The following is a 26568-nucleotide window of genomic DNA, read 5'->3' on the forward strand; positions in this document are numbered from 1 at the left end:
CGTCCGGCCCTTCGGCACGCTGCGCCGCCTCACCCCTCGTGGTGGTAGTACGGCCACGGGAGGAAGCGCCGCTCGCCCCGGCGATCGGGCCCGTGCAGGGTGACCTCGCCCGTCGCCGCCCATTCCACGCCTCGCGGGAACATGCGGATGAACTCGATGCGACGGAACGTGTCGATGTCGTGCCCGATCGTGATGGTGAACGAGCGGCCCCTGCCGTATTCGTTGATCCAGGCGATGGGCTGATCGGTGTTCATCCCCGGCAGGGCGGCGATCCCCTCCGGCGGGATGGCCACCGGATAGTGCGACATCGGCCAGGCCGGTGCCCGCTCGTACGACTCCAGGTCGTCGAATGTGGTCAGCAGCACGCGCGCGCCGTCCAGGATCTGCACGCCCGTGAGGATGTCGTCGCCTGTCACGGTCCAGCGGGCGCTGATCCCTTCGGTGATGGGATGCCGCGGCTCGGTCGTGTCGAGCTGCGCCTCTCCCCATGGGCGAGGGCGAAGCCCTCCGGCGACGGTGAGACGCGAGCCGCGCATGACGTTGTACTCGTCGGGATACCCCCAGTCGTCCTCCTGCGCAGCGGAGCCGTGGAACCAGATGATGCCCTTGCCGTCGTCGTGCACGAACTTCAAGAGCGCCGCATCCGTCTCCGGTCCGAAGCCGACGGCCTTCTCGTGGTACCCGTCTCGGCCCTCGAAGACCACGATGACCGCGTCGTACTTGTCGATGATCCCCGGGCCGAGGCCGCGGGGATCCTCGACGACGCGGACGTGGAACCGCCCGGTGTCCTCGAGTAGCGTCGTGAGCCACTGGTTGTGCTGCCGGAAGCTGCGGAACTCGTTGTCGTGCTCTCGGGTCATGTGGCCCGAGAGGATGAGGACGTTGAGGGTGCTGGTCATCAAGGTCTCCCGGGGCCCGGCTGAGCGGGTGATCTCACGTCGGTCTTGGTGGAGAACGCCGCGTCGAACGCGGCGGCCGGTGGCGTGATGGCGTTGAGCTTGCGGACGAACGCGAGCGCCTCCGGTGCACCGTCGAGGCGGTCCATGCCCGCGTCCTCCCACTCGACGGAGGTCGGTCCGTCGTAGCCGATCGCGTTCAGGGCGCGGAACAGCGGCTCCCACGGCACCTGGCCGTGACCGGTCGAGACGAAGGTCCAGCCGCGACGCGGGCTGGCCCAGGGCAGGTGCGAGCCCAGCACGCCGTTGCGCCCGTCGAGGCTCGTCACCGACTCCTTCACGTGGACGTGGAAGATGTGGTCGGCGAAGTCGAGCACGAACGCCACCGGATCCAGCTGCTGCCACATGAAGTGGGACGGGTCGAAGTTCAGGCCGAAGCTCTTGCGGTGGCCGATCGCCTCGAGCGCGCGCTTGGCGGTCCAGTAGTCGTACGCGATCTCGGACGGGTGCACCTCGAGGCCGAAGCGCACCCCGACCTCCTCGAAGACGTCGAGGATCGGGTTCCACCGTTCGGCGAAATCCCTGTAGCCGGCGTCGATCCACTCGTCGGAGGCGGGCGGGAACATCGCCACGGCCTTCCAGATCGACGACCCGGTGAATCCGTTGACCGTCTTCACGCCGAGTTGTGCGGCGAGCCGGGCCGTGTTCTTCATGTCCTCCGCGGCGCGCTGACGCACGCCCTCCGGATCGCCGTCGCCCCACACCCGGTCCGACAGGATGTCGCGGTGCCGCGCGTCGATCGGATCGTCGCACACCGCCTGACCCGTCAGGTGGTTGGAGATCGCGTAGACGGCGAGGCCGTTGCGCTCGAGGATGTCGAGCCGCGACTGCACGTAGTCTGCGTCATCCCATCGCGAGACGTCGAGGTGATCACCCCAGCAGGCGATCTCGAGGCCGTCATAGCCCCACTCGCCGGCCAGGCGCGCGACCTCTTCGAACGGCAGGTCGGCCCACTGGCCGGTGAACAGTGTGATCGGACGCGGCATCTCTAACCCTTCACTGCGACGTCGGCATCGACGTGGACCCAGGCCGAGTCACGCCGCGAGCTCTCTTCGACGGCGGCGAGCACGCGCTGGACGGACAGACCCTCGGCGAACGAGGGGTGCGGGTCCGCGCCCTCCACGATCGCGTGCACGAGGTCGACGACCTGGTGGCTGAACCCGTGCTCGTAGCCCAGCATGTGGCCGGCGGGCCACCAGGCGTCGACATACGGATGCTGCGACTCGGTCACGAGGATGCGGGTGAATCCCTGTGTCGCCTCGGGCGCCGTGCGGTCGTAGAACCAGAGCGTGTTGAGGTCCTCCAGGTCGAAGCGCAGCGCACCCTTGTCGCCGGACACCTCGATCGAGAGATCGTTCTTGCGGCCCGTCGCGAAGCGTGACGCCTCGAACGAGACGAGGGCGCCCGTGGACAGGCGACCCGTGAAGATGGCGACGTCGTCGACCGTGACTTCGCCATAGCCCTCGACCGCGGTGCCCGACAGTCCCGAACCAGACCCCTGAAGCGGTCGTTCCTTGACGATCGTGTCGATCACGCCGGAGACCGCGTCGACCGAGAGTCCCGTCACGAACTGGGTCATGTCGATGATGTGCGCACCGATGTCTCCCAGTGCACCGGAACCCGCGTGCTCCTTCTGCAGACGCCAGGCGAGTGGCATCTGCGGGTCGACGAGCCAGTCCTGCCGGTACGCGGCGCGCACCTGCGCGATCCGCCCGACCGCGCCCTGCGCGACGAGGTCGCGCAGGAACGTCACGGCCGGAACCCGTCGGTACGTGAAGCCCACCATCGACCGCACACCGCGGGCGGCGGCGCGGGATGCGGCATCGGCCATCGCCTCCGCTTCTTCGACGGTGTTCGCCAGTGGCTTCTCGCACAGCACGTGCTTGCCGGCCTCCAGCGCGGCGATGGCGATCTCGGCGTGCGAGTCGCCCGGCGTCACGATGTCGACGATGTCGATGTCGTCGCGCGCGATGACTTCGCGCCAGTCGGTCGCCGACTCCTGCCAGCCCCACCGGGCCGCGGCATCCGCCACCGCCCCCGCGTTCCGCCCGACGATCACCGCCATCTCGACGCTCTCCGGCAGTGCGAACACGCGCGGCGCCTGCCGCCACCCGACCGAGTGCGCGGCCCCCATGAAGCCGTACCCGATCATCGCCACGCGAAGCGCGCCGTTCTGAGCCTGTCGAAGGCTCATGCCAGCACGACCTCGCGCTCGACGGGGACGCGGTTGGTGACGTAGCGGCCGGGTCCGCCATCGGTGCCGGGCATGATCTGCATGTACAGCAGGCGCATGGTCAGGACGACCTCGACCGTGAGCTTCTCGCCCGGTGCCGGCACCTCAGCGAGGTGGATCAGCACGTCGGGGCGGTCGGCGACGAACCAGAGCGTCTCGGACTGCTCGGGCAGCTCGTCGATGCGGTACGCGCGGCCCTGCAGCTCGAACCGGAGGTCCTCGCGGGCGACGGGCGTGCCGTTGACGGAGGCCGCGACATCGTCGACAGCCGAGAGCCACAGGCTCCGGTACCAGGGCAGCTGCACCGAGACGGCGATGCCGTCGTCGGTGCGGCGGACGTCCTTCTCGGAGAAGAGCGAGTTGTGAGTGGCCATGGTCTCTCCTAGGCGAAGGTGTCGGTGAAATGCTCGTGGGCGACCGGCGGAACCGGTTCGAGCTTCTGCACCGTCTCGGGGCTGTACGGGTGGTTGGTCGATGGGACCGGCTCGTCGGCGGGCGGCATGAAGACGGGCTTGCCGTCATCGCCGAAGTACATGAGGTCCAGATCGAACGCGCCCTGGTTCTTCAGGCCGAAGCTGACCCAGTTCTCTTCGAAGGGCGCGCGGGCAAGCTCGTAGCAGCGGAACTTCCAGAATTTCCACTCGCCGTCCTGCTTGAGGAAGTCGATGGCGTACTTGCACCAGACCCAGTGCGCCCAGACCTTCTTGCCGAGCACCTCCTGGGGCGAGTACATGTCGGGGAACGCCTCGGCCACCTTCGGGTCGGTGAGCCCCGATTCGGTCCCCGCCATCAGCCAGACGCCCTTCGCGGTGCGGCCGTCACCCGCGACCTCGATGACGGGCGTCGTGGTGGCGTGGAGGATCAGCTTGCCGACCGGCGTGGGGCGGTCGCGGTGATACCTGGTGACGCTCTCCCACGTGGTGTACTGCCCGGCGTTCGTGTACCGGGCGCGGATGCCCTCGGTGCCCTCCTTCACCCACAGCGGGATGATCTGCTCGTCCTGGAACGCATTGTGCAGATACATGTACCGGTTGAAGAGGTTCTCGACCTGGCCCCTGTCCTCCGCTCGCTGAGCCAGACGCTGGGCGGCGGCGAGCTGCTCGCGAAGGTCGGCGAGCTCGGCGGCAAGGGCCGCGACCGAGATGTCGGTGGTGGTGTCAGACATCGGCGGTCTCCTTCGGCTGCTGGGCAACGGTGTCTTCGATGGCCTTGCGCATGAGCGCGTGCTGCTTCTTGACGAGTTCGACCGGGTCTGCCTCGCCGAGGTCCGAGAAGGCGTGGCCCTCCCACTCGCTGGAGAGGTACCCCTGGTAGCCGCCCTCCACGAACTGGCGCACGATGCGCGGAATGTCCATCGCGGGCTCTTCGCCGTCTGCGCCGATGTCGTAGAACTTCGCGTGCACATGGAAGATCTGGGGCATGATGTCCAGCCACTCCTCCGGCGGCACCAGGCCGTGCATGTTGAATGCCAGCCGGGTGAAGGGGCCGAACCGCAGCGGGTCGACCCCTTCTGCGGTGAGGTAGTCCTCGAACTTCTGATTGCGCACGTGCATGGGGGTCGGCTCGTGCCAGATCTCGTCCATCACGGGGAAGTGCTTCTCGTCCATTCCCATCTGCGCCAGGGTGCGCAGCAGCGTGGGCGACAGGCTGTGCATCGTCGACGAGAAGTCGGCGGTGAAGCCCAGCCGGTCGGACTGGAGCTCGTCGTACATCTCGCGGATCTGCAGCACATGCGGATCGTTGGGCCCCGAAGGGGCGTGGATCTCGTAGCCCAGCTTCTGGTCGTACTTCTCTGCGAGCGGCAGGAGGCTGCGCAGCAGCTCCTTGCCGTGCGAGCGGATCACGACGCGCGTGAAGCCCAGCGTGTGCGCGGTCTTGAGCTGGCGGGCGAGGAAGTCGTGCTCCTCGTCGGGAGTCATGTCGCGGTCCTTGCGGCGCCCCATGTCGAGGTTGGTGCCGATGGCGCTGGCCTCCAGCCCGTACCTCTCCAGGCTGTCGAACCACAGCTTCACGAACGCGTCGTCCACGTCGGGATACGTGCGCAGCAGCTGCGCGATGTTGAACTCGATGCCGGGGCCGATCCCTTCGTCATGGACGGCGCGGATCAGCGTCTCGGGCGTGTACAGGCCCGCAGCGAACTCGCTGGTCATCGAGTAGAGGGTGGTTCCGAGCTTGATCCCGGTGCCGGCGATGCCGTGCTCGTCGCTCATGCGGATGCTCCTTCGGTTGTGGGCAGCCAGGCGGCGAGCTGCGCCCGCGCTTCGGCCAGGTCGGTGGTCATGCGTGAGCCGGCGTCCCGGGCGGCAGAGCGCTGCACAGCCTGCTCGTCTCGGATGATCTCGAAGGGGCTCTGCCAGTGATTCCAGTGCCAGCCCTCGTACTCGCTCGAGATCGCGCCGTTGTAGCCGTTCTCGACGAGCAGACGGATGAGATCGCGCACCGGGACGGACGGCTCCTCGCGATGCTCGTCGATGCCGAAGAACTTGCCGTGCACGTGCTTGATCCAGGGGAAGATCTCGAGCCAGTCGTCTACGCGCGCCGGACCGAACAGCCCCGTGCCGTTGATGCCGAAGTCGATTCCGAGGTCGGGACGTCCGTACTGGGCGGCGAGCCCGATGAACCGGCCGAAGCGCTGACCGTGCTCGGCCTGGTCGGCGGGCGGACCCTGTCGGTAGAACTCGTCCCACAGACCCGTGACCGCGGCCAGCAGCTCCTCCGACGCACCGCGACGGCGGTAGGCCTCGATGAGCGATGGGGCGAAGCCGGTCACGGTGGCACCCCAGTCCATCGTGAAGCCGAGGAAGGGGGAGCCGACCTTCTCGTAGCGGTCGCGCAGCGCCAGGATCCGCGGGTGGGATGCGTACTGGTCGGCGTGGACTTCGAGGGCGAGCGTGACGCCGTACTTCTCGGCGATCGGGGCCAGCGCCTCCATCGAATCGGGCGTGATCGAGATCTGCACGCGCGCGATCGGGAAGCCCAGTTTCGCCGCGGCCGCGATCTGCCGGCGCATGTACTCGAGCAGCTCGTCCTGCGTCAGGAGGCGGTCGCGGTGGATGCCGATGTCGGCGTTGACGGCCAGCGATGTCGTCACCAGCCCGGTCTCGTCGATGAGGTCACGGAACCAGCCGGCGAACCGGTCGTCGATCTCGGGGAAGCCGCGGAAGCTGGAGAACCCGATGATCTCCAGCCCCGGGCCGAAGCCGTCCGCGGCGACCTTGCGGACAAGTCCCTCGAGGTCGTACTCCCGGCCGTGGAAGGCGCGGGTGAAGCTGTAGAGCGTGACGCCCTGGATGGGCGAGCCGAGCACGGCGTCCTCCTGGCCCTGTCGAGGGGTCATGCCGCCACCGCCTTCCGTGCGGTCATGGTCTTGGCGTCGCGCTCCTCGATGTGGAGCACCTCGTCGTCACCGATGACGATGTACGGGATGAAGAGGACGAGCCCGACCTCCACCTTGTGCTCGTCGTCGCCGTCGAGGGCGATATCGCCCGAGAGCACCGCCGAGTCGGTGGGGAACCACCACTCCTCGGTGTTCGGCACGAGCTCGTCGAACGTGAACGTGCGGCCGTTCATCTCCCAGCGCAGCGACTCGGCCGGGGCCTCGACACCGTCCACCGTGAGGCTCGCGCCGGCGATGCATGACGCGGGAAGCGCCCGGTACCACGGGAGCCGCACCTCGACCGCGGCGCGACCGCCGTCGATCGTGAGCGTTCCCTGCTCGATGATGCGATCGGGGATCACGTCATTCTCCTGACTACTTTGTCCTTGTTCCTGCAGTGTAATGTCTGTTTCCGACATAAGCAAGCTCACCGGCGATGCGGCGAGCCCCGCGCACGGCGAGTGCGACGGACGTCAACGTCGGGTTGCACGCGGTCGCCGTCGGGATCACGTTGTTCCCGGCCACGTAGAGACCCGCGACTCCCCACACCTCGCTGTCGGGTCCGCACACGCTGCGACCGTCGTCGGCCGCACCCATGCGCGTGGTGCCCTGATAGTGCAGCGAGGCTCCGAGCGGCATCGTGAACGGCCGGTCGCCGAGGGGTTCGCCGACCGCCTTCGCCAGCTCGACGATCTGCGCCCGCGCGCGGTCGAGCACCGCGTGGTCGCGCTCGGTGAGGGTGTAGTGGATGCGCATCGCAGGCATGCCGTAGAAGTCCTGGTCGTCCTCCGAGAACTCGACACGGTCATCCCACTGCAGGTCCTTCGCACAGAACAGCCCGAGCCCCACGATCGATCCGGGGATGACGGGGTCGTCGTCCGCGAGCGGCACCGGCGACGCATCGAGCTGCATGATCTGCCCATGGAACGGCACGTCGTCAGTGAACGGCACCCAGCTCACGCCGCTCTGCTCAGTGAGCGCTCCCGATGCCGCGACCTGGTCCTGCGCCGGTGGCTCCACGTCACGAAGCCGGGCGGCGTAGACCACCTGGGCCTGGTCGTTGAGCATGCGTCCGAGCGCCGGCGGCCGGACACCCGAGGCCCACAGCACTTGCGGCGTCCGCAGCGCATCGGCCGCGACCACCACGAAGCGCGCCGCCACCTCGTATGCCGCGCCGGTACGCAGGTCCCGCACGGCGACACCCGTTGCCCGCCCCTCCACGACGATCACGCGCGTCACGAGGGATTCGTCGAACAGCGAGAAGTTCGCGTTTGCTCGGGTCACGTCGCCGAGCACGACGTCGGAGCCCGACCACACCAGCCTGCCGTCGTCGCGGCGGTGCACCGCGAGCGGCATCCGCTGCACCTTCGTCTGGTCGACCCGGCCCTCGTCGACCGCGGCGGCGAGCCGCTCGCGCACCAGGGCCGTGAACGGCGCCGAGTCGAAGGCATCCGTCGTCACTCCCAGAAGCCGATCAGCCTCGTCGAGGAGCTCGTCCATGTCGGGCAGGAACGTGATCCGTTCGCTTCCGCCCGGCCGGGGGCAGGCGGCGGTCCAGTGGGCCGCCATGCCGCCGACGTTGCTCGAGAAGGCGACCACGGGAAGGCCGTCCTCGCCCTCTGCCTGGTACCCCTCCAAGAGCAGATAAGTCCCCGGTCGGGCGCGGCGCATCCCGGAGGTGACGGCTCCCGGGTTGTTCACGGTCGCCGCACCGGCTCCCGGACCCTCGGATCGCCGCTGCGCCTCGGCGCGGCGATCGGCGTCCTCGATGTTCTTCACGTGCGCGCCGGGCGGATCCGACACCGTGGGACCGACCTCGAACATCGCGATCGACGCCTCCGGCGCCTCCTCGCTCAAGATGCGGGCGTATGCCGCTCCGGTCGGACCGCTGCCGACGATGGCGACGTCGACCGAGGAGGGATACCTGCTCATGCCGAGGCCGCCAGCTCTCGGATCAGGGCGACGGATGCCTCAGACTCCTGCGTCGGGTAGTACTCGAGGCCGATCGGCCCCTCGTAGCCGGCGGCGCGGAGGAGGCCGAGGCGCTCCGCCCAGTCGAGGGAGCCGCTGCCGGGCTCACCCCGTCCGGGGGCGTCGGCCAGCTGGACGTACCTGATGAGGTCACCCGCATGGGCGAGCTCTGCGCCCATGTCCTCACCCTCCACGGCCGAGTGGTAGATGTCGTAGAGCACGCCGAAGAAGGGCGAGTCCACCCCGCGTGCGACGTACACGGCTTCCGCCGTGCGGTCCAGCAGCGACCCCGGGTGATCGACGCGGACGTTCACGGGTTCGAGGACGAGGGTGATGCCGGAGCCGTCGATCTGCCCGATCGCCTTCTGGTAGATCTCGACGAGCTTGTCGAGCTGCACCTGGCGCTTCCAGCCGCCGAAACCGGTGCCACTGCCGACGACGATCCGCGGGCAGCCGAGGTCCTGTGCGATCGCGACACCCTCGTCGAGCTTGCGGTAGAACTCCGAGTGGTCCCACGGCGGGATCATGAACTGGGTCCGGGGCTCGGCGAGCTGGGCGGTGAGCCGGGTGCCCGTCTCTTCGAGGGCTGCTTTGAGCGCGGGCAGGTCCTTGGGCGTCGCCGGGGCGTCGACTCCCGTCGGCCCCCACATCTCGACCGCCGTGAAGCCTGCCGCGGCGGCCGCGCGCACCCGATCGTGGTAGTCGCCGGCCTCGGTGAAGAGCAGTTCGATGTTGGGCGCGAGCTGATACACGGTGTCTCCTGATGGTGTCGGAACGTCGAATGGTCACGGGAGGTGCCGCAGCATCTCGGGTGCTGGGTCGCCCTCGGATCGCCGGAGGGCTCAGCCCTTGAGGCCCCCGGCGAAGCCCTGGATGAAGCGCTTCTGGGCGAAGAGGTAGAACGCGAGAATGGGGATCATCGAGACGATCACGATCGCGAAGATCTTGTTCCACGACGAGACCAGCGAGCCGATGTAGTAGTACATGGCCACCGGGAGCGTCTGATTGGCGGAGCCGCCGAGGAAGATCAGCGATGTGAAGAAGTCGTTCCAGACGATCAGTCCGGCCAGGATCGCGACCGTTCCGGTCGCGGGCGACATGAGCGGCAGCACCACGCGGAAGAAGATCTGGGTCCGGGATGCGCCGTCGATCGTCGCCGCCTCCTCGTACTCGGTTCCGAGGCCGCGGAAGAAGCCGGCGTAGAGGAAGATCGACAGCGGCAGCAGCATCCCCGTGTACAGCAGGATCATCCCCCAGAGGGAGCCGGTGAGACCGACCGCCCGCGCGCCGATGTAGAGCGGCACGGTGCCCAGCTGCGTCGGCAGCACGATCGCGATGAGGAACAGATAGAACACCGCGCGACTCCACCGCCGGGTGCTGCGCGCGATGACGTACCCGGTGAGTGCACCCAGCAGGACCAGTCCGAGGATGCTGCCCGCCGTGATGATCACGCTGTTGAGAAGACCCTGCAGCACGTTGGAGTTGCCCTGAGCGGTGAGCACCTCGGTGAAGTTGCTGAAGTCGGGATTCGACGGCGGCGCGAGGTTCGAGGTGGTCAGCACCTCCTGGTCGGACTTCAGCGCTGTCGTGACGAGGAAGTAGAAGGGAGCGAGGAAGAGGACCGCGAGGACCCAGAAGAGGACCTCGCGCAGTCCCGTGAGCTTGGTGTAGCGGAACATGTCAGGCCTCCTCGGGACGACCGTTGGTCACTCGCTGCTGGATGACGGCGAAGACCAGGATGATGAGCGTGAGCACGAGCGCCAGCGCGGCTCCGAAGCCGAAGTTGCCGAGCGCGAACGACTCCTTGTAGACCTGCGTCGCAAGTGTCTCCGTGGCCCCGGCCGGTCCGCCTCCGGTCAGCGCCATGATCTGGTCGAACACACGGAGGCCGTTGACGAGCCCGAGCGTGGTCGCGATCGCCACCGCCGGACGGATCGACGGAAGCGTGACATGCCAGAACCTCTGGCGCAGGTTCGCCCCGTCGATCGCCGCCGCCTCCTCGATCTCCACGGGCACGGCAGCGAGCCCTGCCATGTAGATCACCATGGCGAAGCCGGTGTTCTGCCACACGATCACGATGAGGACCGTCCAGATCGCCCAGGTCGGGTCAGCGACCCATGCCTTCGCGAACTCGCCGAGCCCCATCGCACGCAGGACGCCGTTGATCGGCCCGTTGTAGTCGAAGATGAACTTCCAGACGTACGACACCGCCAGCGGGCTGAGCACGACGGGCATGAAGAACAGAACCCGCAGCGCGTAGCGGGTCTTCAGACCGCGGTTCAGGCCCAGCGCCAGCGCGAGCCCTGCGACGTTGCTGAGGATGACCGACGCGAACGCGAGGAACAGCGTGTTGGTGACGGCGCCGATCTGCGTGGGATCGCTGAAGATGGCGACGAAGTTGTCCAGGCCGATCCAGCTGAAGTCGCCGATGCCGGACCAATCGGTGAAGGCGAAGAACCCGCCGATGGCCGTCGCGACGTAGTGGATCGCGAGCACGAGGAGGATGCCGGGCAGAGCCCACCACCAATAGCCGAACGCGAGCAGGCCCGGCCGCCGGGGAGCGGTGTCGCGCCGACGTCCGCGGCGATCGCGCTTGGGGACGATCAGCGCTTCCGTCTCGGAGTTCAACGTCGCGGTCATGATTCCTCGTCTTCGTACGTCATCGTGCGGAGGCCGGCATGGCCGCCCGGACCGGAGGCCCGGGCGGCCGGCGGGTTCAGTCGCCCCAGGCGGTGTCCATGTCCTGGAGCACCTGGTCGATGGTCTTCTGCCCGGTCAGCAGGCCCTGCACGCCCACCTGCAGCGCCTCGTAGACCGCAGGATTGGGCCAGATGTTGTTCGGCAGCGGTGTGTACGATCCCTCGGCCAGCAGATCGACCACGGTGGAGTAGATCGTGTCGCTCAGATCCATGTCCTGGTAGGACGAGATGGGAAGCTCGCCCGACGCCTCGTAGTAGATCTTCTGCGCCTCCGGCGTCGCGAGCCACTCCACGAACTCGGCCGCGGCATCCTTCTTCTTCGACGCGGCGTTGATCGAGATCGTGTAGTTCGAGCTCGCCACGATGTACGGCTCGCCCCCGTCAGCGGCGGGGAAGGGCTGCACCTTGAAGTCCGCCTCCGCCGGCGCGGCCTTGGCGATCTCGATGGCCGCGCCGGAAGGGATGAAGCTTCCAACCGAAGTGCCCTGCGCGAGACCATTAGTGATGGCGTCGAATCCACCGCCCTCGGCGCCGGGCTGGAAGCAGCCGCCCTCATTGAGATCGAGGATCGTCTGAAGCGTGTCGGCCCAGCCCTCGCTCTCGGCGAACGTCGTCTCCCCTGCGGCACGCTGCTCGTTCCAGTCCGGCGTCTCGGCGTACACGCGGGTGGCCGCGATGCCCTGCGCCGTGAGACCGGCGTTCGGCCCGGCCGCGCCGGCGAGGGCGAGGAGGGACTTGCCGTCCGCCTGCAGTGCCGAGCACGCGTCGTAGAGCTCCGCCTCGGTGGCCGGCCACTCGTCCAGGCCGTTCATGGCGGCGGTCCCCATGCTGGCGACGACGGCCGCGATCGTGAAGTCCATCGGCTGACCGTAGACCTCGCCGTCGATCTCGAAGATCGTCTCGCTGCCGGCCGGCACGAGTGAGGACGCGGTCTCTCCGAGCGGCTCGAGGAACCCCGCCTCGGCGAGCGGGATGATCCCCCGCGCGTCGCCCGAGCCCGGAGTGGTCTGCACCACATCAGCGGCGTTGCCCGCCTGGAACTGGGTGCGGATGGTCTCGCCGTACTTGTCGTTCGGCGTGGGATTGGTGGTGATCGTGACATCCGGGTTGGCGTCCATGTACGCCTTCGCCAGCGTCTCGTACGGGCTCTCCAGGTTGTTGGAGGTGGCGAAGGTGAAGGAGAACTCGGTGGCACCCGAGCCGTCGTCATCCGCGCCGCCGGAGGCTGAGCAGCCGGCGAGAAGCAGGGCACCGATGAGCGGGGCGGCGATGATCGCACCCCGTCGCCGGGCCGAGGAACTGTGCTGTGTCATGTCCAGCCTTTCTTGACTTCGTTGTCGGCGGCTCACCCAGTCGAGCGCCTGTGCTGTGATCCCAGTATGTCCGCGATGCGCCAGAAACACACATAAGTATTGGCGATACCGTGCATAACCCTGAGGGGACCGCCTCTTGCCGGCGCCGGGCACGGCGCAGAGGCTCCCTACGGCCGGTCCCTCGCGAGAGACGCGGTCGCCGGACCTCTCAGAGCCGCGAGGCGATGGAGCGGATCAGCGAGTGCTGGCGTCGGACCTGTTCGATCGAGCGCCACGGGATGCGCTCCCCCTCATACTCGCTGGAGAGATAGCCGGTGTAGCCGGCATCCTTGAGGGCTCGGAGCACGGGCACCCATGGGATCTGCTGGTCCTCGAGACTCTCGTCGATGTCGTGGAACTTCGCCTGGATGAAGACGACGTACTCGGCGATGCCGACGATGTCGGCGGGATCGACGGCGATGCCGTCCAGGAAGGAGGGACGACGACCCGGGAGCTCGCCGGGCCTGAGCGGAATGGGCCGGTCCTGGAAGATGCCGGTGTCCAGCAGCAGGCCGAAGTGCTGAGTGCCCGTGCGTTGGATGAGCGCGATGTAGTCGTCGACGACCTCGTGCTTGATCGGTGTGGGCGAGTGGATCTCGGGGCAGATCACGACGTCGAGCTCGGCGGCCAGATCGAGCGAACGCTCCACGGACTCGGTCCAGATGGGGTGCGGGATCAGATCGCTCGAGACCACGCCGATCTTCGGTCGCACGAAGCGGAATCCCAGCCGCTTGGCGAGGCGGAGATCGCGCTGCAGCATCCCGGCGCCCTCGGCGGCCGTGAGGTCGCGTCTGTTGGCCCCGCTCGAATGCAGACGCGTGTCGATCCACGAGCCGTAGTTCGTCGGCTCCAGAGAGTACTTCTCCAGCAGCGCGAACCAGCGGTCGATCCAGTCGGTGGAGGGCTCGGGGTACCGCTCGATGTGCCCTTCACCCAGGATCTCCACGCCCGTCGCGCCGACGTCGGCGACCGCGGCGAGCGCGGTCTCGAGATCCATGACCGTGCCGTAGTCCGTCATGAAGCTGTAGAGGCTCACGCCGTACTTGAAGGGACCGCCGTCCTCGGACGAGGTGAGCGTGATGTGCCGGGAGACCTCGTACGTCGAGGGCTGGTGCTCCTCGGGAATGTACGACATGCGCAGGCGCAGCTGGATGGAGACCTCGTGAGTCCCTTCGGGCAGCCCGCCCGGGTACGGCACGGTGACGATGGCCGCCTCCTCGAGCGGCCACCGCACGCCGTCCGAGTCCCACAGTTCCTGCAGCGTGTAGGTGCGCCCGGCGAACGTCCAGAGCGGCACGTCGGCGGGCACGTCGACGAGGTCGCCGACGCGCACGGCGACGCCGTCGATGAGGGATGCCGCCATCCCCCGGTACGACGGCATCCGCAGGCGGAACTGGAAGCCGGTGACCTCGCTCCCCTCGCGGACATTGCGGAAGCCGACGGACTGGATGAGGTCTCTCTCGAGAAGCATCGATGCTCGCTCTCTGGTCAAGGTCCGCTTCGAGGGCGGACCGGGTCGAGGTGAGCCTATCAGCGTTAGGATGCTTTCCGACATAAGTCAGCCGGATGCGCACCTAATGCGGCGGGCACGTGTATCGCCGCCGCCGATGCCGAGGCCACGAGCCATAGATTGCGCGGATACACTGAGCCCAGGCATCCCGATCCGGAGGAGCACGCCGTGGTGTCCGAGCAACCACTTCTGTCTCGTCTGGATCTCAACCTGCTCGTCGCGCTGGACGCGCTCCTCACCGAACGCAGTGTCACGCGCGCGGCGGAGCGCCTGCACCTGAGTCAGCCGGCGCTCAGTGCATCCCTCGCTCGGCTGCGGACGCACTTCAACGACCCCATCCTCGCGCGCCGCGGGAACACGTACGAGCTCACACCGCTCGCCCTCCGGCTGACCGAGCACACCACCACCGCGCTGGAGGCCGCACGGCGCGTCTTCGAGAGCCAGGCGACGTGGAGCCCCGGCGAGTCGACGCGCGAGTTCTCCATCTACGGATCGGACTACGGCTTCGCCACCATCGGCAGCGAGGTCTCCCGTCTCGCGGCGGAGGCTGCCCCCGGCGTGCGGTTCCGCTTCATGCTCCACAACCCGTCGATCGTCGACGATGCGCTCAACCGGCTGCGCGCAGCCGACGGCATGGTCATCCCGCACGGGTACCTCGTCGATCTGCCGTTCGCCGACCTCTGGCGCGACGAATGGGTCGTGGTCGCGTCGGAATCCAACGAGCAGATCGGCGGCGGACTCACGATGGACCTCCTCGGCGACCTGCCCTGGGTCTTCACCTACCAGTCACGTACCGCATTCACCTCCGCGGCCCGTCAGCTCCAGCAGCTCGGCATCGAGCCCCGGGTCGAAGCGGTCGTCGAGAGCTTCCTCGCGCTGCCCCACTTCATCGCGGGTACGCAGCGGCTCGGCCTGATCCAGGCGGGGCTCGCGCACGTGGTCACGGCGGTCCCCGGCGTGCGCATCCTCGAAGCGCCCTTCGACCCGACGCCCGTCGTGAACGCGCTGTGGTGGCATCCGGTCCACACCCGCGATCCCGAGCACGCGTGGATGCGCGGGATCTTCGAACGCGCAGCCGAGCAGGTCTCGGGCCGTCGGTCGACCGGCGGCGCGGAGGCGGTCACGGCGGTCTGACTCCGCCTGCGCTCGAGTGCACGACCTGTTCACGAGTGCACGACTCAGCGCCGGATGCAGCCCGTGCACTCGGCGATAAGCCGTGCGCTCGGCGTGACGAGGGGTTCGAGTGAGGGCCGGCGCTTTCGTGGGCGGCGGCGCGGCAGGGCAGAATCGAACAATGGCCGCGCCCGCGCAACTGAACCCCGACCACGCCTGCCTCATCGTGCACGGCAGCGACCAGCCCGGAATCGTCGCCGCCGTGTCGGCCATGATCACCCGCATCGGCGGGAACATCGTCGCGTTCGACCAGTACTCCGACGACCCGACCGGCGGGGCGTACTTCCAGCGCGTGGTGTTCCACCGCCCGGGATTCGCGGCCGACCGCCCGGTGATCGAGGCCGAGATCGCGCAGACGCTCGCCGGGTTCGAGCTGGAGTGGTCGCTCACCGACCAGTCCGTACCCAAGCGCATGGCGATCCTCGCCTCGAAGCAGGACCACTGCCTGCTCGATCTGCTGTGGCGTCACCGTCGCGGCGACCTGCCCGTCACCATCCCGATGGTGATCTCGAACCACACCACGTCGGCGGAGGACGTGCGTTCGTTCGGCGTGCCGTTCTTCCACGTGCCCTCTGTCGCAGGCCCCGACAAATCCGCATCCGAGGCGAAGATCGTCGAGCTGCTGAGGGGCAACGTCGACTTCGTCGTGTTGGCGCGGTACATGCAGATCCTGTCGGGCGACTTCCTCGCGCAGGTGGGCGTGCCGGTGATCAACATCCACCACTCGTTCCTGCCCGCCTTCATCGGCGCCGAGCCGTACAAGAAGGCCAAGGAGCGCGGGGTCAAGCTCATCGGCGCGACGTCGCACTACGTGACCGACGACCTCGATGAGGGCCCGATCATCGAGCAGGACACCGTCCGGGTGACCCACGCCGACTCCGCTGCCGAGCTCGCCCGCCGCGGCGCCGACGTGGAGCGTCAGGTGCTCTCCAGGGCGGTGCTGTGGCATGCCCAGGACCGCGTGATCCGCCACGGGAACCACACCATCGTCTTCTGAGCCGGATGTCGCGGGCCGGCGGCGCGTGCTCAGACCAGGCGCAGCTCGGCGTCGATCGCCGCCGCAGTCCGGCGCAGCGGCGGCAGGTACTGCTCCATCACGTGCTCCACGGTGTCGCGGGTGGCGCTCGTCGATACGTTCACCGCGGCGACGACGTCCCCGCGGCGGTCGTGCAGCGGCACGGCGACCGAGCGCAGCCCGGGCTCGAGCTCGCCGTCCACGAGCGCCCAGCCCTGCTCCCGCACGCGGGCGAGCTCGCCACGCAGGGCGTCGGCCGTCGTCAGCGTGCGCTCGGTGAGGGAGGGGAGAGCGGATGCCTCGAGCAGCTCGCCGAGCGCGGCATCCGGCATCCCGGCCAGCAGCACGCGCCCCATCGACGTCGCGAAGGCGGGGAACCGCGTGCCGATCGTGATGCGCACGCTCATGATGCGACGCGTCGGAACGCGGGCGATGTAGACGATGTCGCCGCCGTCGAGGACGGCCGCCGACACGCTCTCATCCACCTCGCGCGAGAGCCGTTCCAGATGCGGCTGCACGATCTCGGGGATCGAGAGCGCGGAGAGGTAGCTGAACCCGAGTTCGAGGACACGCGGGGTGAGCGTGTACGTGCGGCCGACGGCTGTGGGCGACCCGGAGCCGCGGAGGTAGCCCTCCTGTTCCAGGGTGCGCAGGAACCGGCCTGCGGCCGCGCGCGTGATGCCGGCCCGGCGGGCGACCTCGCTCAGCGTCAGCTCGGGGTGCTCGGCGTCGAACGCGCGGATGACGGCGAGCCCGCGCACCAGCGACTGCACGGTGTCGTTGGCGCGGTCCGCGGCTTCGGTCACCGGCTCACCCTATCGATCGTGCCGCCGGTCACCGCTCCAGCACGACCGCCAGGCCCTGGCCGACGCCGATGCAGATGGCCGCCACGGCGACACCGCCGCCGCGGCGTGCCAGTTCGTGCGCCGCGTGGCCGATGATGCGCCCGCCCGAAGCACCGAGCGGGTGCCCGATCGCCAGGGCACCGCCGTGGATGTTCACGCGCTCGGGGTCGAGATCCGGCCAGCCCTGGATGTCGGCCAGCGACTGCGACGCGAACGCCTCGTTGAGCTCGACCAGGTCGACGTCGGCCCACGTGCGTCCGGCGCGGGCGAGCGCCTTGTTCGCCGCCTCGATCGGGGCCAGCGGGAAGTGGTCGGGGTCGACGCCGTGGGCCGCCCGGGCCGTGATGCGGGCGAGCGGCTCGCCCGGCAGGGCCCCCTCGCGGCCCAGCAGCACCGCCGAGGCGCCGTCGTTGATGGGCGAGGAGTTGCCGGCCGTCACACTTCCCTCGCCGTCCGCGGCGAACAGCGCCTTCAGGCCCGCGAGCTTCTCGACCGAGGTGTCGTCGCGGATGCCTTCGTCGCGGGGCAGTTCCGCCCCCGGCACCTGCACGATCTCGTCGTCGTAGATGCCGTCGGCCCACGCACGCGCGGCCAGGCGATGCGAGCGCACGGCGAACTCGTCCTGCGCCTGGCGGGAGATGCCGCCCTCGCGCGCGATCAGCTCGGCCGACTCGCCGTTGGAGATCGTCCAGTGCTTCGGCAGCTTCGGGTTCGTCATGCGCCACCCGATCGAGGTGTTCCACAGCGTCTGGTTGCCGACGCTGGGCCACGGGCGCGGCGACTTCTCCACGACGAACGGCGCACGGCTCATCGACTCGACGCCGCCGGCGAGCACGATGTCGGCGTCGCCCGCGTCGATCGCGCGCGAACCCTGGATCACCGCTTCGACCGACGAGGCGCACAGGCGGTTGACCGTCACGCCGGTCACCGTCGTGGGGAACCCGGCCAGCAGGGCGCCCATCCGCGCCACGTTGCGGTTGTCCTCCCCCGCCTGGTTGGCGTCGCCGAAGATCACGTCGTCGATGCGCGCGGGGTCGAGGCCGGTCCGCTCGATGGTCGCCTTCATCACGACGGCGGCCAGGTCGTCGGGTCGCACCCCCGACAGGGCGCCGCCCGCCCGCCCGAAGGGAGTGCGGACCGCGTCGTACACGTAGGTGGCCATGTCAGTGTCCTTCCGGGATGCCGGCGGTCTCAGCATCCTGCAATTCCAATCCGGTGAGCTGGGCGAGAAGCTCGATGGTGTTGTCGCCGAACGCCTCGCGCACCGCGAAGCCGTCGGGTGTGACGTCGAAGACCGCGTGGTCGGTGTAGACGCGCGTGACGCACCCGACACCGGTGAGGGGGTAGGTGCACGCCTCGACCAGCTTGGACTCGCCCGTCTTGGTGAGGAGGTCTGTCATGACGTACACGTTCTTGGCGCCGATCGCGAGGTCCATTGCCCCGCCGACCGCCGGGATGGCGCCCGGGGCGCCGGTCGACCAGTTCGCGAGGTCGCCGGTCTGCGAGACCTGGAACGCCCCGAGCACGCAGACGTCGAGATGGCCGCCGCGCATCATGCCGAACGAATCGGCGTGGTGGAAGTACGCCGCGCCGGGCAGAGCGGTCACCGGCTGCTTGCCCGCGTTGATGAGGTCGGGGTCGATGCGCCCGGCCTCGGGTGAGGGGCCCATGCCGAGCATGCCGTTCTCGGTGTGCAGGATGATCTCCTGATCGGCCGGCAGGTAGTCGGCGACGAGCGTCGGCGCGCCGATGCCGAGGTTCACGTACGAGCCCTCGGGGATGTCCTGGGCGATGCGTGCGGCCAGCTGCTCTCGCGTGATGCGCGTCGCGTGCTGCGTCTCGGTGCTCACTGACCGGCCTCCTTGCTGGTCGCTGATCCGCTCCCGGCCGCAGAGCCCGTCGAAGCGCCGGGGAGCGGGCGGCCCTCGATGTCCACGCCCCCGACGAAGACGCCGTCGTCCAGCCAGGCCCGCTCGCCCACCGCGACGACGCGGTCGACGAAGATACCCGGGGTGACGACCGTCTCGGGATCCAGCGAACCGAGCGGCACCAGTTCGTCGACCTGCACGATCGTCGTGGTCGCGGCCGCGGCCATGATCGGACCGAAGTTGCGAGCCGTCTCACGGTAGACGAGGTTGCCCCATCGGTCGGCACGGTAGGCGCTGACCAGTGCGACGTCGGCCTTGATGGGATACTCCAGCGCGTAGAGCCTTCCGTCGATCTCGCGGATCTCCTTGCCCTCGGCCAGCTGCGTGCCGACGCCGGTCGGCGAGAAGAAGGCGCCGATGCCGGCACCCGCCGCGCGGATGCGCTCGGCGAGATTGCCCTGCGGCACGAGCTCGAGTTCGATCTCCCCCGCGCGGTACAGGCCGTCGAACACCCACGAGTCGTGCTGGCGCGGGAACGAGCACAGGATCTTGCGCACGCGCTTCTTGGCCAGCAGCGCCGCCAGCCCGACATCGCCGTTGCCCGCGTTGTTGTTGATGATCGTCAGGTCGGTCGCGCCCTGCGCGATGAGCGCATCGATCAGCTCGACCGGCTGCCCTGCTCGGCCGAAGCCGCCGATCATGATGGTCGCGCCGTCGCGGATGCCCGAGACGGCCTCCTCGACGGAGCCGACGGTCTTGTCGATCACGTGGTGACTCCTCGGTTGTTCGCTGTGCGAACGTGCGTACGCTCTGCGACCAGTTTACGCCGCGTCGTGTGGCGCGGCAACCCCGGCGCGCGCCCGACGGGCGGTCGGCAGACGCAGCGGGGCGGTTCAGGTGTCGCGACACGCGGCATCCCCGGCGCCGTTACCGCGTGTCGTGACCCCCGAACGGGCCCATCCTCGCAAGCGAGGCACGCGGGCGCCCGACGGACGCGGCGGGGCGGCATCCTTTCCAGAGAACGGATGCCGCCCCGCGACGTCGGCGCGGGCGCCGGTCAGCGACGACCCTCGCGGTCGCCCAGGAACTCGCCGGGCTGCGTCGCGACGAACGCGGAGCCGCTGTCGTCGAGTGATGCCGCCAGCCGGTTCATCACGGTCGCCGAGCTGCCCGACCAGTGGCCGGATTCCACCCGCTGCTGGAGCACCTCGATGCCGGCGGCGATCTCGGCGGCGGTGAAGCTGCAGTGTCCGACACGGTCGACGAAGAACTGGCGAAGCAGGCTCGCATCGTGCGCCCCGCGCACATCCTCGGCGTACTCCTGCTCGACCTGCACCGGTGCCAGCACGTCGTCGAGGGTGTGGAGGGTGACGACGGGCATCTGCAGGTCGCCGGTGAGACCCGACGACGCGCGCAGCGTCTCGACCGAGCCGGGATCCGCCGTGACATCGGCGGTCCGCGTCAGCGTCGCGAGGTCCGCCTTCAGGTCGAGCCCCGCCTCCCGGTAGAGCTGGGCGACCAGCGCGCGATCCTCCGACTGCGCCAAGAGCTTGCCGTAGTCCACTCCGACGTTCCAGGTCGCGTTGCCGCCCGCGGTCGACTCGATGTCGAAGCGCCCCGGGGTGACGAAGCCGATCGTTCCGAGCAGCTGCGTGTAGAGCGAGTCCTGCCGGGCGGCGGCATCCTTCGTCGCCTCGGCCTCGGTCACCCCGTCGGAGAGGTGGAAGAGCGCTGCGGCGAGCGCGACGCGCGCCCGCCCCTCGGGCGTCTGCTGACCCGCCTGCACGGCAGCGGTCAGCGCGGCCGAGGTCGCGAACGCGTCGTCGAGCGTCGCGTAGCCCTCGATCTGCAGGTCCTGACCGGCCAGCAGCTGCTCGATCGCGTGGGAGCCGTCGAGCTGATAGTTGTTCAGATCCACCCCGCCTTCCATCAGCCCGCACGTCGGCATCGCGCCCTCGATGACATCGCCCGCCGACTCGGCGATCCGCCCGGTCACCAGCCCGCCCATCGAGGTGCCGTAGGCGAGGATGTGCTCCGGGTCCAGCCCGGTCTGCTCGAGCATGGCGTCGAGCGACTGCAGCTGGTCGTCGACGGCCGTCGGCACCGCCCAGCCGCTGGCGGCGTACGACGACCCCACCAGGGCGTAGCCACGCTCGAGCAGCAGCGCCTTCGTGTCGTCGTCCGGGGCGACGGATGCCGGATTCCCCGGCACGAACGAGGGGCGATAACCGTGGCTGTACAGCAGCACGGTGCCGTTCCAGTCCGCGGGCACCGACGCGAGCCAGGTGGTGCCGTTGCCGAGCGAGCCGGAATACTCGCCGATTGCATCGGCCATGGCCGGCGGGGCGACCAGCCCCGCCGAGAGGGCGGCGCCGGCGACGGCGGCGACCGCGAGAGTGCGGATTCGAGCGCGTGGGGACATGGGGACGGTCCTTCCGTTGTCATCGTCGACACGGGCGCCGTCGTCGATGAGGGCACCCAGGACCATTATCAAGTTTCCTGGTGATCAATCAACGGGTGCCGAGGATTCCTCCAGGGCTCTGCGGGCATCCTGCAGCCATCGGCTCAGCTGTCGTCGCTCGCCGGCCGACAGGGCGGCGAACGCCTCGTCCTCGATGCGGCCGACATCGGCCCGGCACGCCGCCAGCAGCTCGGTACCCGCGCGACTGAGCGAGATCGTCAGGCGTCGGCGATTGCGCGGGTCACGGGCGCGCTCGATGAGGCCGGCGTCGCCCAGCACGCGCACGATGCCGTCCATCGCCTGCGCCGAGACGAACGAGTGCCGAGCCAGCTGCGCGGAGCTCATTCCCGGATGCTGCTCCAGCACGGTGAGAGCGGTGTACTGCGTGACGGTGATCCCGTGCGGGCGGACGACGGCGTCCAGGCGGCCGCGCACCGCGAGCTCCACCTGCTTCACCTGATAGAGGATGCGGGGCGCGTGATCGGCCGTCATGCGGCGCCCCGGTCCGTCATGCGATGAAGCCTACGGGCTCACTCCCCGGCGAACACGTCCGTGGCGATGCGGAACGCCGTATTGGCGGCGGGGACGCCGCAATAGATGGCGGACTGGAGGATGACCTCCTTGATCTCGTCGACGGTCAGGCCGTTGCGGAGGGCCGCGCGCAGATGCATCGCCAGCTCCTCGTGATGGCCGAGCGCGATGAGCGCGGTGAGGACGGCCACCGAGCGCGAGCGGCGGTCCAGTCCCGGCCGCGACCACACATCGCCCCACGCCACGCGGGTGATGAAGTCCTGGAAGTCCGCGGTCAGCTCGGTCGTGCCGGCGACGGCGCGATCGACGTGGGCGTCCGACAGCACCTCGCGGCGCACCATCATGCCCTGGTCGTAGCGCTCCTCGTCGGTGAGGCCCTCGCCGTCCGGCCGCGTCACGCCGCACGCTCCGCAGCAGTCGTGCCGAAGAACTCGAGCAGGGTCCGGGCCGTCGCGGCCGGGTCGTCGGCGGGAGGCAGGTGCGCGGCATCCGAGATCCCAACCGCCTGCCCTCGCTGCACGCCGTCGGCGATCTCGCGAGCGGATGCCTCGGGGGTGACGCCGTCGTGATCGCCCCACACGGCGAGCACGGGCGCGGCGATCTCGCCCAGGCGGTCGCGCACGTCGAAGGCGGCGAGGGCTTCGCAGCACAGCGCGTAGCTCTCGTCGTCGACCTCCTGCAGCACACGCAGCATGCGCCCCGTGAGGTCGGGGTCGCGCGCGATGGTGTCGGGGGCGTACCAGCGCTGAGCCGAACCCACGACGAGGCTGGAGGTGCTCTGCGCCCGCACCTGGGCGGCGCGGTCGTGCCAGCCCTGCGGCTCGCCGATGGCCGCACCGGAGCAGATGATGGCGGCGGCGGTGACCCGGTCGGGGTGTCGCAGCAGCAGCTCGAGGCCCACACAGCCGCCGAACGACACCCCGGCGTAGTGGAAGGGTCCGTCGACGGCGGCAGCGACGGCGTCGGCGACGTCCGCCATCGTGAACGAGTCGGTCGCGGGTGCGGCGGCGCCGTGGCCGGGCAGGTCCCACGCCACCACCCGGTACTGCGCGGCGAGCGCGGGGATCACCCGGTCCCACAGCAGGGTGGAGGTGCCCAGCGACGGGCCGAGCAGGAGCAGCGGCGCGTCGGTGTCTGAGCTCGTCGAACCTCCGACGGGCGCGGCGAGGGCGATGGCGGGGATGGTCACGCGGTCTCCTCCGGGGTGTGGGCGGTGTCGGCGCCATGGACGGCGTCATCGACGTGGACGGCGTCATCGACGCGGACGGCGTCATCGACCAGGCGGCCCGCGAGCCCGGTGTAGCGTGCGGGATCGAGCAGGTCGGCGACGAAAGCGGCGGGCGTCGTGCCGCGCTCGGCCGCGAGCGCCGCCACGTCCGGCGATGCCGCGAGCGTCGCGGCGAGATCGGCACCCGCAGCGGCCTCGGAGACGAGCAGCGCCACGGCGTCTGCCCCCAGCACCGGTGCCAGCACGATCGAGAGGCGCTCGGCGACGATGAGCCCCCGGCTGGTCGCGAGGTTGCGGGCGACAGCGTCGGTGTCGACATGGAGACCCGCGACGAGGGATGCGGCGTGGGCGGTGGCGCCCAGCGCGAGCCGCAGCAGCTCGCGCAGCGTCGGCCACTCCGCGTGCCAGGCGCCGTCGGGGCGCTCGTCGGCAGCGAGGGCCGACGCGAGGTGCAACGTCGCCCCGAGCTGCGGGGCGCGGAGGGCCGCGGAGCGGATGAGGACGGATGCCGCGGGATTACGCTTCTGCGGCATGGCAGACGACCCCCCACCGGTGCCCTCGGCCAGCTCGCTGATCTCGGTGCGGCTGAGGGTCGCGACATCCGCCGCGATCTTGCCCACGGCGTCGATCGCTTGCACGAGCGCGTCGCCGAGCTCGGTCACCGGCCACCGGCTTGTGTGCCACGGCGCTTCCGGTGCGGCGAGCCCGAGCTCTCGGGCGAAGGCGGCGGGAAGCTCCGCGGCCACGTGCGGTCCCGCGATCTCGACGAACGATGCGAGCGTTCCGGCGGCGCCGCCGAGCTGCGCGGGGTGGGGCACCCCCTCCAGGCGCCGGCGGGCGCGGGCCACGCCGCGCAGCCACCCCGCGGCGCGGAGCCCGACCGTCGTCGGCACGGCGTGCTGGGTGAGCGTGCGTGCTGCGGCGACCTCGTCACGGCGGGACCGAGCGAGCGAACGCAGTGAGACCTCGGTGTGCGACAGGGCCGCGACGATGCTGCTGGTCGCGGTCCGGGCGACGATCATGACGGCGGTGTCGAGGATGTCCTGGCTCGTGGCCCCGCGATGCACCCACCGGCGGGCATCAGCGTCCACCCGCTCCTTCAGCGCTCCGACCAGCGGGATCACCGGGTTGCCACCGGCGACGGCCGCGGCAGCCAGCGCGGCGCCGTCCACGCCGTGTGCCCGGCATCCGCGTGCCGTCCCCTGCCAGTCGAACTCCGTCTCGATCGCGTCCACGGCCTCGGCGGGAGCGATCCCCAGCTCGCGGTAGGCACGCGCGAGCGCGACCTCGGCCGTCACGAGCGCGGCCAGGTACGCGGCATCCGTCACCGTCTCGTCGTGACCGACGGTCACCGGCGAGAGCAGCCCCTCGTCGAGGGGCCGGCGAGGAGCATCAGAAGGCAAGGAACACGGTCTCCTTCTCGCCCTGCAGGTGGATGTCGTGATGCAGGTTGCCATCGGGCAGGCGCGTCGCGATGAGCGTAGCGCGCTCGCCCTCGTCGAGGGAGGCCAGGAGCGGATCGGCGGCGAGGAGCTCTTCGTGCTCGGGCAGGTAGATGCGGGTCACGAGCTTGTCGGGCAGGCCCCGCGCGAACACGATCACCGAGTAGAACGGGGCACGTCCGTCGACCGGGCCGGGGTTGCGCGTCCAGAACTCGTAGCGGCCCACATCGGTCGTCGCGGCGCGACCGAAGCCGGTGAACGAGTGGTCGTCGCGACGGAAGGAGCCGTGAGCGCGCGGGATGCGGCCGTTCTCGTCGGCGCTCCAGATCTCGACGACGGCGTCGGGGATCGGCGCACCCGCCCCGTCGAGGACCGTGCCGCCGAGCACGATCGCCCCCGGGCTGTGCGGGAACGCGACCTCGTGCTTCTTCGGGTAGTCCAGACCGAAGGCGAAGAACGGGCCGACGGTCTGGCCGCCGGTGGGCTCGTGGGTCTTGGGGCCGAGGTCGCGCGCGGTGCGGGCCATCAGTGCTCTCCTTCTTCGGGCTCGAACCACGTGGCGTCGGGTCCGTCCACGACGATGTCGAAGCGGTAGCCCATCGAGAACTCCGGCACGGAGAGGTCGTGGTCGTACTGGCCGATGAGCCGGTCGCGGTCCTTCTGCCGCCAGATGGTGTTGTAGATCGGGTCGAGCGGGAACAGCGGGTCGCCGGGAAAGTACATCTGCGTCACGAGGCGCTGGGTGAAGCCGGTGCCGAAGATCGAGAAGTGGATGTGGGCGGGACGCCACGCGTTCACGTGGTTCTTCCACGGGTACGCGCCCGGCTTGATCGTCGTGAACTTGTAGTAGCCGTTGTCGTCGGTGACGGTGCGGCCGGCCCCGGTGAAGTTGGGGTCCAGTGGGGCGGGATGCTGGTCGCGCTGGTGGATGTAGCGCCCCGCGGCGTTCGCCTGCCAGATCTCGATGAGCTGGTTCGCCAGCGGGCGGCCCCAGGAGTCCAGGAGCCGTCCTTCCACGGTCATGCGCTCTCCCTGCGGCTCTCCGACGTGCTGGAGCGTCAGGTCCGACTCGATCGCCGCGACGTCGCGCTGCCCGAATGCGGGCGACCACAGCTCGATCGTCTCCGGGTCGACGAGCTTCGGGTTCTTCGTCGGGTGACGCAGCAGGCTGGAACGGTACGGCGGGAAGTCGTGCAGGCTGATGTTGAGCTTCTCGCCGGCCGCCTCGCGCCGCTCGGCGGCGGCGTGGTAGTCGACGATCTCCTGCGTGATCTCGCGCTGGGTGAGCTGGTCGGGCGAGGCCAGCAGCGACTCCGGCGCGGCAGGGGCGGCGCCGCGTTCCGGCGGGCCGGCGATGGGCTGCTCGAGCACCACCGATGACGAGAACGCCTCCTCGCCCCGGGGATCGGGCTGGGTCGCGGTCATGAGGTCTCCTTCGACGACTCGGGTCGTCCCAGGGTTGCACCCGCTCGCCGCGCGGCTGTCGCAGATTCCCACCCAGTGGGAATCCGCGTTGCGTTGGCTTTGGCCTCCGGCATCCGTCCTGCCGTGGGCTGCTGCGCGCCCGTCCGTGGGGCTGCTGCAGCCACCGTCACGCGCCCGGCGGTCGGCTCGGCGGTCGGCCCGGCGGCCGCGAGTGCACGACATGTCGTCGAGTGCACGACCTGGATGCCGCGACAAGCCGTGCAGTCGTCGCGAAGCCGTGCACTCGGCGCAACACCGCGGCCCGCGCCTCCGGCATCCGCCCCGCTTGTGCCTGCTGCATCCACAGCCGCGCGAGTGCACGACATGTCATCGAGTGCACGACCTGGATGCCGCGACAAGCCGTGCAGTCGTCGCGAAGTCGTGCACTCGGCGCGATACCGCGGCCCGCGCCTCCGGCATCCGCCCACCTCTGGGCCACTGCGT

The 26568-nt window shown here is 69.5% G+C and carries 27 protein-coding genes; 2 read left to right on the forward strand and 25 right to left on the reverse strand.

The features are described 5' to 3' along the window. Positions 1-29: 29 nt before the first annotated feature. The 14 genes from C9992_RS09410 to C9992_RS09475 all read right to left on the reverse strand — a co-directional run bounded on the left by C9992_RS09410 (position 30) and on the right by C9992_RS09475 (position 14058). Complete coding sequence (locus C9992_RS09410; protein WP_106815366.1) at positions 30-899, reverse strand: ThuA domain-containing protein; 870 nt, start codon at positions 897-899, stop codon at positions 30-32. Beyond that, entirely contained in the window at positions 899-1942 is a 1044-nt protein-coding gene (locus C9992_RS09415; protein ID WP_106815367.1) for a sugar phosphate isomerase/epimerase family protein, read from the reverse strand. The genes C9992_RS09410 and C9992_RS09415 overlap by 1 nt, the downstream gene beginning before the upstream one ends. 2 nt (positions 1943-1944) lie before the next feature. Continuing rightward, on the reverse strand, positions 1945-3150 hold the full coding sequence (locus C9992_RS09420; RefSeq protein WP_106815368.1) for a Gfo/Idh/MocA family protein: 1206 nt from the start codon (positions 3148-3150) through the stop codon (positions 1945-1947). Then, positions 3147-3563 carry a C-glycoside deglycosidase beta subunit domain-containing protein gene (locus C9992_RS09425; protein ID WP_106815369.1) on the reverse strand — a complete coding sequence of 139 codons (417 nt, stop codon included), beginning with the start codon at positions 3561-3563 and terminating at the stop codon, positions 3147-3149. Before C9992_RS09425 ends, C9992_RS09420 begins: the two co-directional genes overlap by 4 nt. 8 nt (positions 3564-3571) lie before the next feature. Further along, on the reverse strand, positions 3572-4354 hold the full coding sequence (locus C9992_RS09430; protein WP_106815370.1) for a nuclear transport factor 2 family protein: 783 nt from the start codon (positions 4352-4354) through the stop codon (positions 3572-3574). After that, on the reverse strand, positions 4347-5399 hold the full coding sequence (locus C9992_RS09435; protein WP_106815371.1) for a sugar phosphate isomerase/epimerase family protein: 1053 nt from the start codon (positions 5397-5399) through the stop codon (positions 4347-4349). The genes C9992_RS09430 and C9992_RS09435 overlap by 8 nt, the downstream gene beginning before the upstream one ends. After that, a complete protein-coding gene (locus C9992_RS09440; RefSeq protein ID WP_106815372.1) occupies positions 5396-6526 on the reverse strand; it encodes a sugar phosphate isomerase/epimerase family protein in 1131 nt (376 codons plus the stop codon). Before C9992_RS09440 ends, C9992_RS09435 begins: the two co-directional genes overlap by 4 nt. Then, entirely contained in the window at positions 6523-6927 is a 405-nt protein-coding gene (locus C9992_RS09445; RefSeq protein ID WP_106815373.1) for a C-glycoside deglycosidase beta subunit domain-containing protein, read from the reverse strand. The genes C9992_RS09440 and C9992_RS09445 overlap by 4 nt, the downstream gene beginning before the upstream one ends. Before the next feature lie 13 nt (positions 6928-6940). Next, the gene (locus C9992_RS09450; protein WP_106815374.1) at positions 6941-8497 is read right to left on the reverse strand and encodes a GMC oxidoreductase; all 1557 of its coding nucleotides are present in this window, start codon (positions 8495-8497) and stop codon (positions 6941-6943) included. Then, positions 8494-9288 (reverse strand): TIM barrel protein, encoded by a 795-nt coding sequence (locus tag C9992_RS09455; protein ID WP_106815375.1) that lies wholly within the window; start codon positions 9286-9288, stop codon positions 8494-8496. The genes C9992_RS09450 and C9992_RS09455 overlap by 4 nt, the downstream gene beginning before the upstream one ends. A 90-nt stretch (positions 9289-9378) precedes the next feature. Beyond that, positions 9379-10215 (reverse strand): carbohydrate ABC transporter permease, encoded by an 837-nt coding sequence (locus tag C9992_RS09460; RefSeq protein WP_106815376.1) that lies wholly within the window; start codon positions 10213-10215, stop codon positions 9379-9381. A 1-nt stretch (position 10216) separates the two neighbouring features. Then, a complete protein-coding gene (locus tag C9992_RS09465; RefSeq protein WP_106815377.1) occupies positions 10217-11176 on the reverse strand; it encodes a carbohydrate ABC transporter permease in 960 nt (319 codons plus the stop codon). Between the two features lie 76 nt (positions 11177-11252). Beyond that, the gene (locus C9992_RS09470; protein ID WP_106815378.1) at positions 11253-12548 is read right to left on the reverse strand and encodes an ABC transporter substrate-binding protein; all 1296 of its coding nucleotides are present in this window, start codon (positions 12546-12548) and stop codon (positions 11253-11255) included. Positions 12549-12756: 208 nt separating this feature from the next. Beyond that, positions 12757-14058: a C-glycoside deglycosidase beta subunit domain-containing protein gene (locus C9992_RS09475; protein ID WP_106815379.1), complete on the reverse strand. Its 1302-nt coding sequence runs from the start codon at positions 14056-14058 to the stop codon at positions 12757-12759. A gap of 210 nt (positions 14059-14268) precedes the next feature. Between C9992_RS09475 and C9992_RS09480 the strand changes: the two genes are divergently transcribed. Together C9992_RS09480 and purU are read left to right on the forward strand one after the other, a co-directional pair. After that, positions 14269-15231 carry a LysR family transcriptional regulator gene (locus tag C9992_RS09480; RefSeq protein WP_106815870.1) on the forward strand — a complete coding sequence of 321 codons (963 nt, stop codon included), beginning with the start codon at positions 14269-14271 and terminating at the stop codon, positions 15229-15231. Positions 15232-15391: 160 nt separating this feature from the next. Continuing rightward, positions 15392-16267, forward strand: a complete 876-nt coding sequence (purU, locus tag C9992_RS09485) for a formyltetrahydrofolate deformylase (RefSeq protein WP_106815380.1) — start codon at positions 15392-15394, stop codon at positions 16265-16267. A 29-nt stretch (positions 16268-16296) separates the two neighbouring features. Here purU and C9992_RS09490 read toward each other — a convergent pair whose 3' ends face one another. The 11 genes from C9992_RS09490 to pcaH all read right to left on the reverse strand — a co-directional run bounded on the left by C9992_RS09490 (position 16297) and on the right by pcaH (position 26085). Beyond that, a complete protein-coding gene (locus C9992_RS09490) occupies positions 16297-17091 on the reverse strand; it encodes an IclR family transcriptional regulator domain-containing protein (protein ID WP_106815381.1) in 795 nt (264 codons plus the stop codon). Positions 17092-17119: 28 nt separating this feature from the next. Then, positions 17120-18292, reverse strand: coding sequence for a thiolase family protein (locus C9992_RS09495; RefSeq protein WP_106815382.1), 1173 nt, complete (start codon positions 18290-18292; stop codon positions 17120-17122). Position 18293: 1 nt separating this feature from the next. Next, the gene (locus C9992_RS09500; RefSeq protein WP_106815383.1) at positions 18294-18980 is read right to left on the reverse strand and encodes a 3-oxoacid CoA-transferase subunit B; all 687 of its coding nucleotides are present in this window, start codon (positions 18978-18980) and stop codon (positions 18294-18296) included. Further along, complete coding sequence (locus C9992_RS09505) at positions 18977-19765, reverse strand: 3-oxoacid CoA-transferase subunit A (RefSeq protein WP_106815384.1); 789 nt, start codon at positions 19763-19765, stop codon at positions 18977-18979. The genes C9992_RS09500 and C9992_RS09505 overlap by 4 nt, the downstream gene beginning before the upstream one ends. Before the next feature lie 290 nt (positions 19766-20055). Continuing rightward, a complete protein-coding gene (locus C9992_RS09510; protein WP_106815871.1) occupies positions 20056-21420 on the reverse strand; it encodes an alpha/beta hydrolase family protein in 1365 nt (454 codons plus the stop codon). Between the two features lie 84 nt (positions 21421-21504). Further along, complete coding sequence (locus C9992_RS09515; protein ID WP_106815385.1) at positions 21505-21951, reverse strand: MarR family winged helix-turn-helix transcriptional regulator; 447 nt, start codon at positions 21949-21951, stop codon at positions 21505-21507. A gap of 38 nt (positions 21952-21989) precedes the next feature. After that, positions 21990-22388, reverse strand: a complete 399-nt coding sequence (gene pcaC / locus C9992_RS09520; protein WP_200826282.1) for a 4-carboxymuconolactone decarboxylase — start codon at positions 22386-22388, stop codon at positions 21990-21992. Continuing rightward, positions 22385-23179, reverse strand: coding sequence for an alpha/beta fold hydrolase (locus tag C9992_RS09525; RefSeq protein WP_106815386.1), 795 nt, complete (start codon positions 23177-23179; stop codon positions 22385-22387). Before C9992_RS09525 ends, pcaC begins: the two co-directional genes overlap by 4 nt. Next, entirely contained in the window at positions 23176-24621 is a 1446-nt protein-coding gene (locus C9992_RS09530; protein WP_235008165.1) for a lyase family protein, read from the reverse strand. Before C9992_RS09530 ends, C9992_RS09525 begins: the two co-directional genes overlap by 4 nt. Then, on the reverse strand, positions 24611-25186 hold the full coding sequence (gene pcaG, locus C9992_RS09535; RefSeq protein ID WP_106815388.1) for a protocatechuate 3,4-dioxygenase subunit alpha: 576 nt from the start codon (positions 25184-25186) through the stop codon (positions 24611-24613). Before pcaG ends, C9992_RS09530 begins: the two co-directional genes overlap by 11 nt. Continuing rightward, entirely contained in the window at positions 25186-26085 is a 900-nt protein-coding gene (gene pcaH, locus C9992_RS09540) for a protocatechuate 3,4-dioxygenase subunit beta (protein WP_106815389.1), read from the reverse strand. The genes pcaG and pcaH overlap by 1 nt, the downstream gene beginning before the upstream one ends. Between the last annotated feature and the right edge of the window lie 483 nt (positions 26086-26568).

Source organism: Microbacterium timonense, from assembly GCF_900292075.1.
GTDB lineage: Bacteria > Actinomycetota > Actinomycetes > Actinomycetales > Microbacteriaceae > Microbacterium > Microbacterium timonense.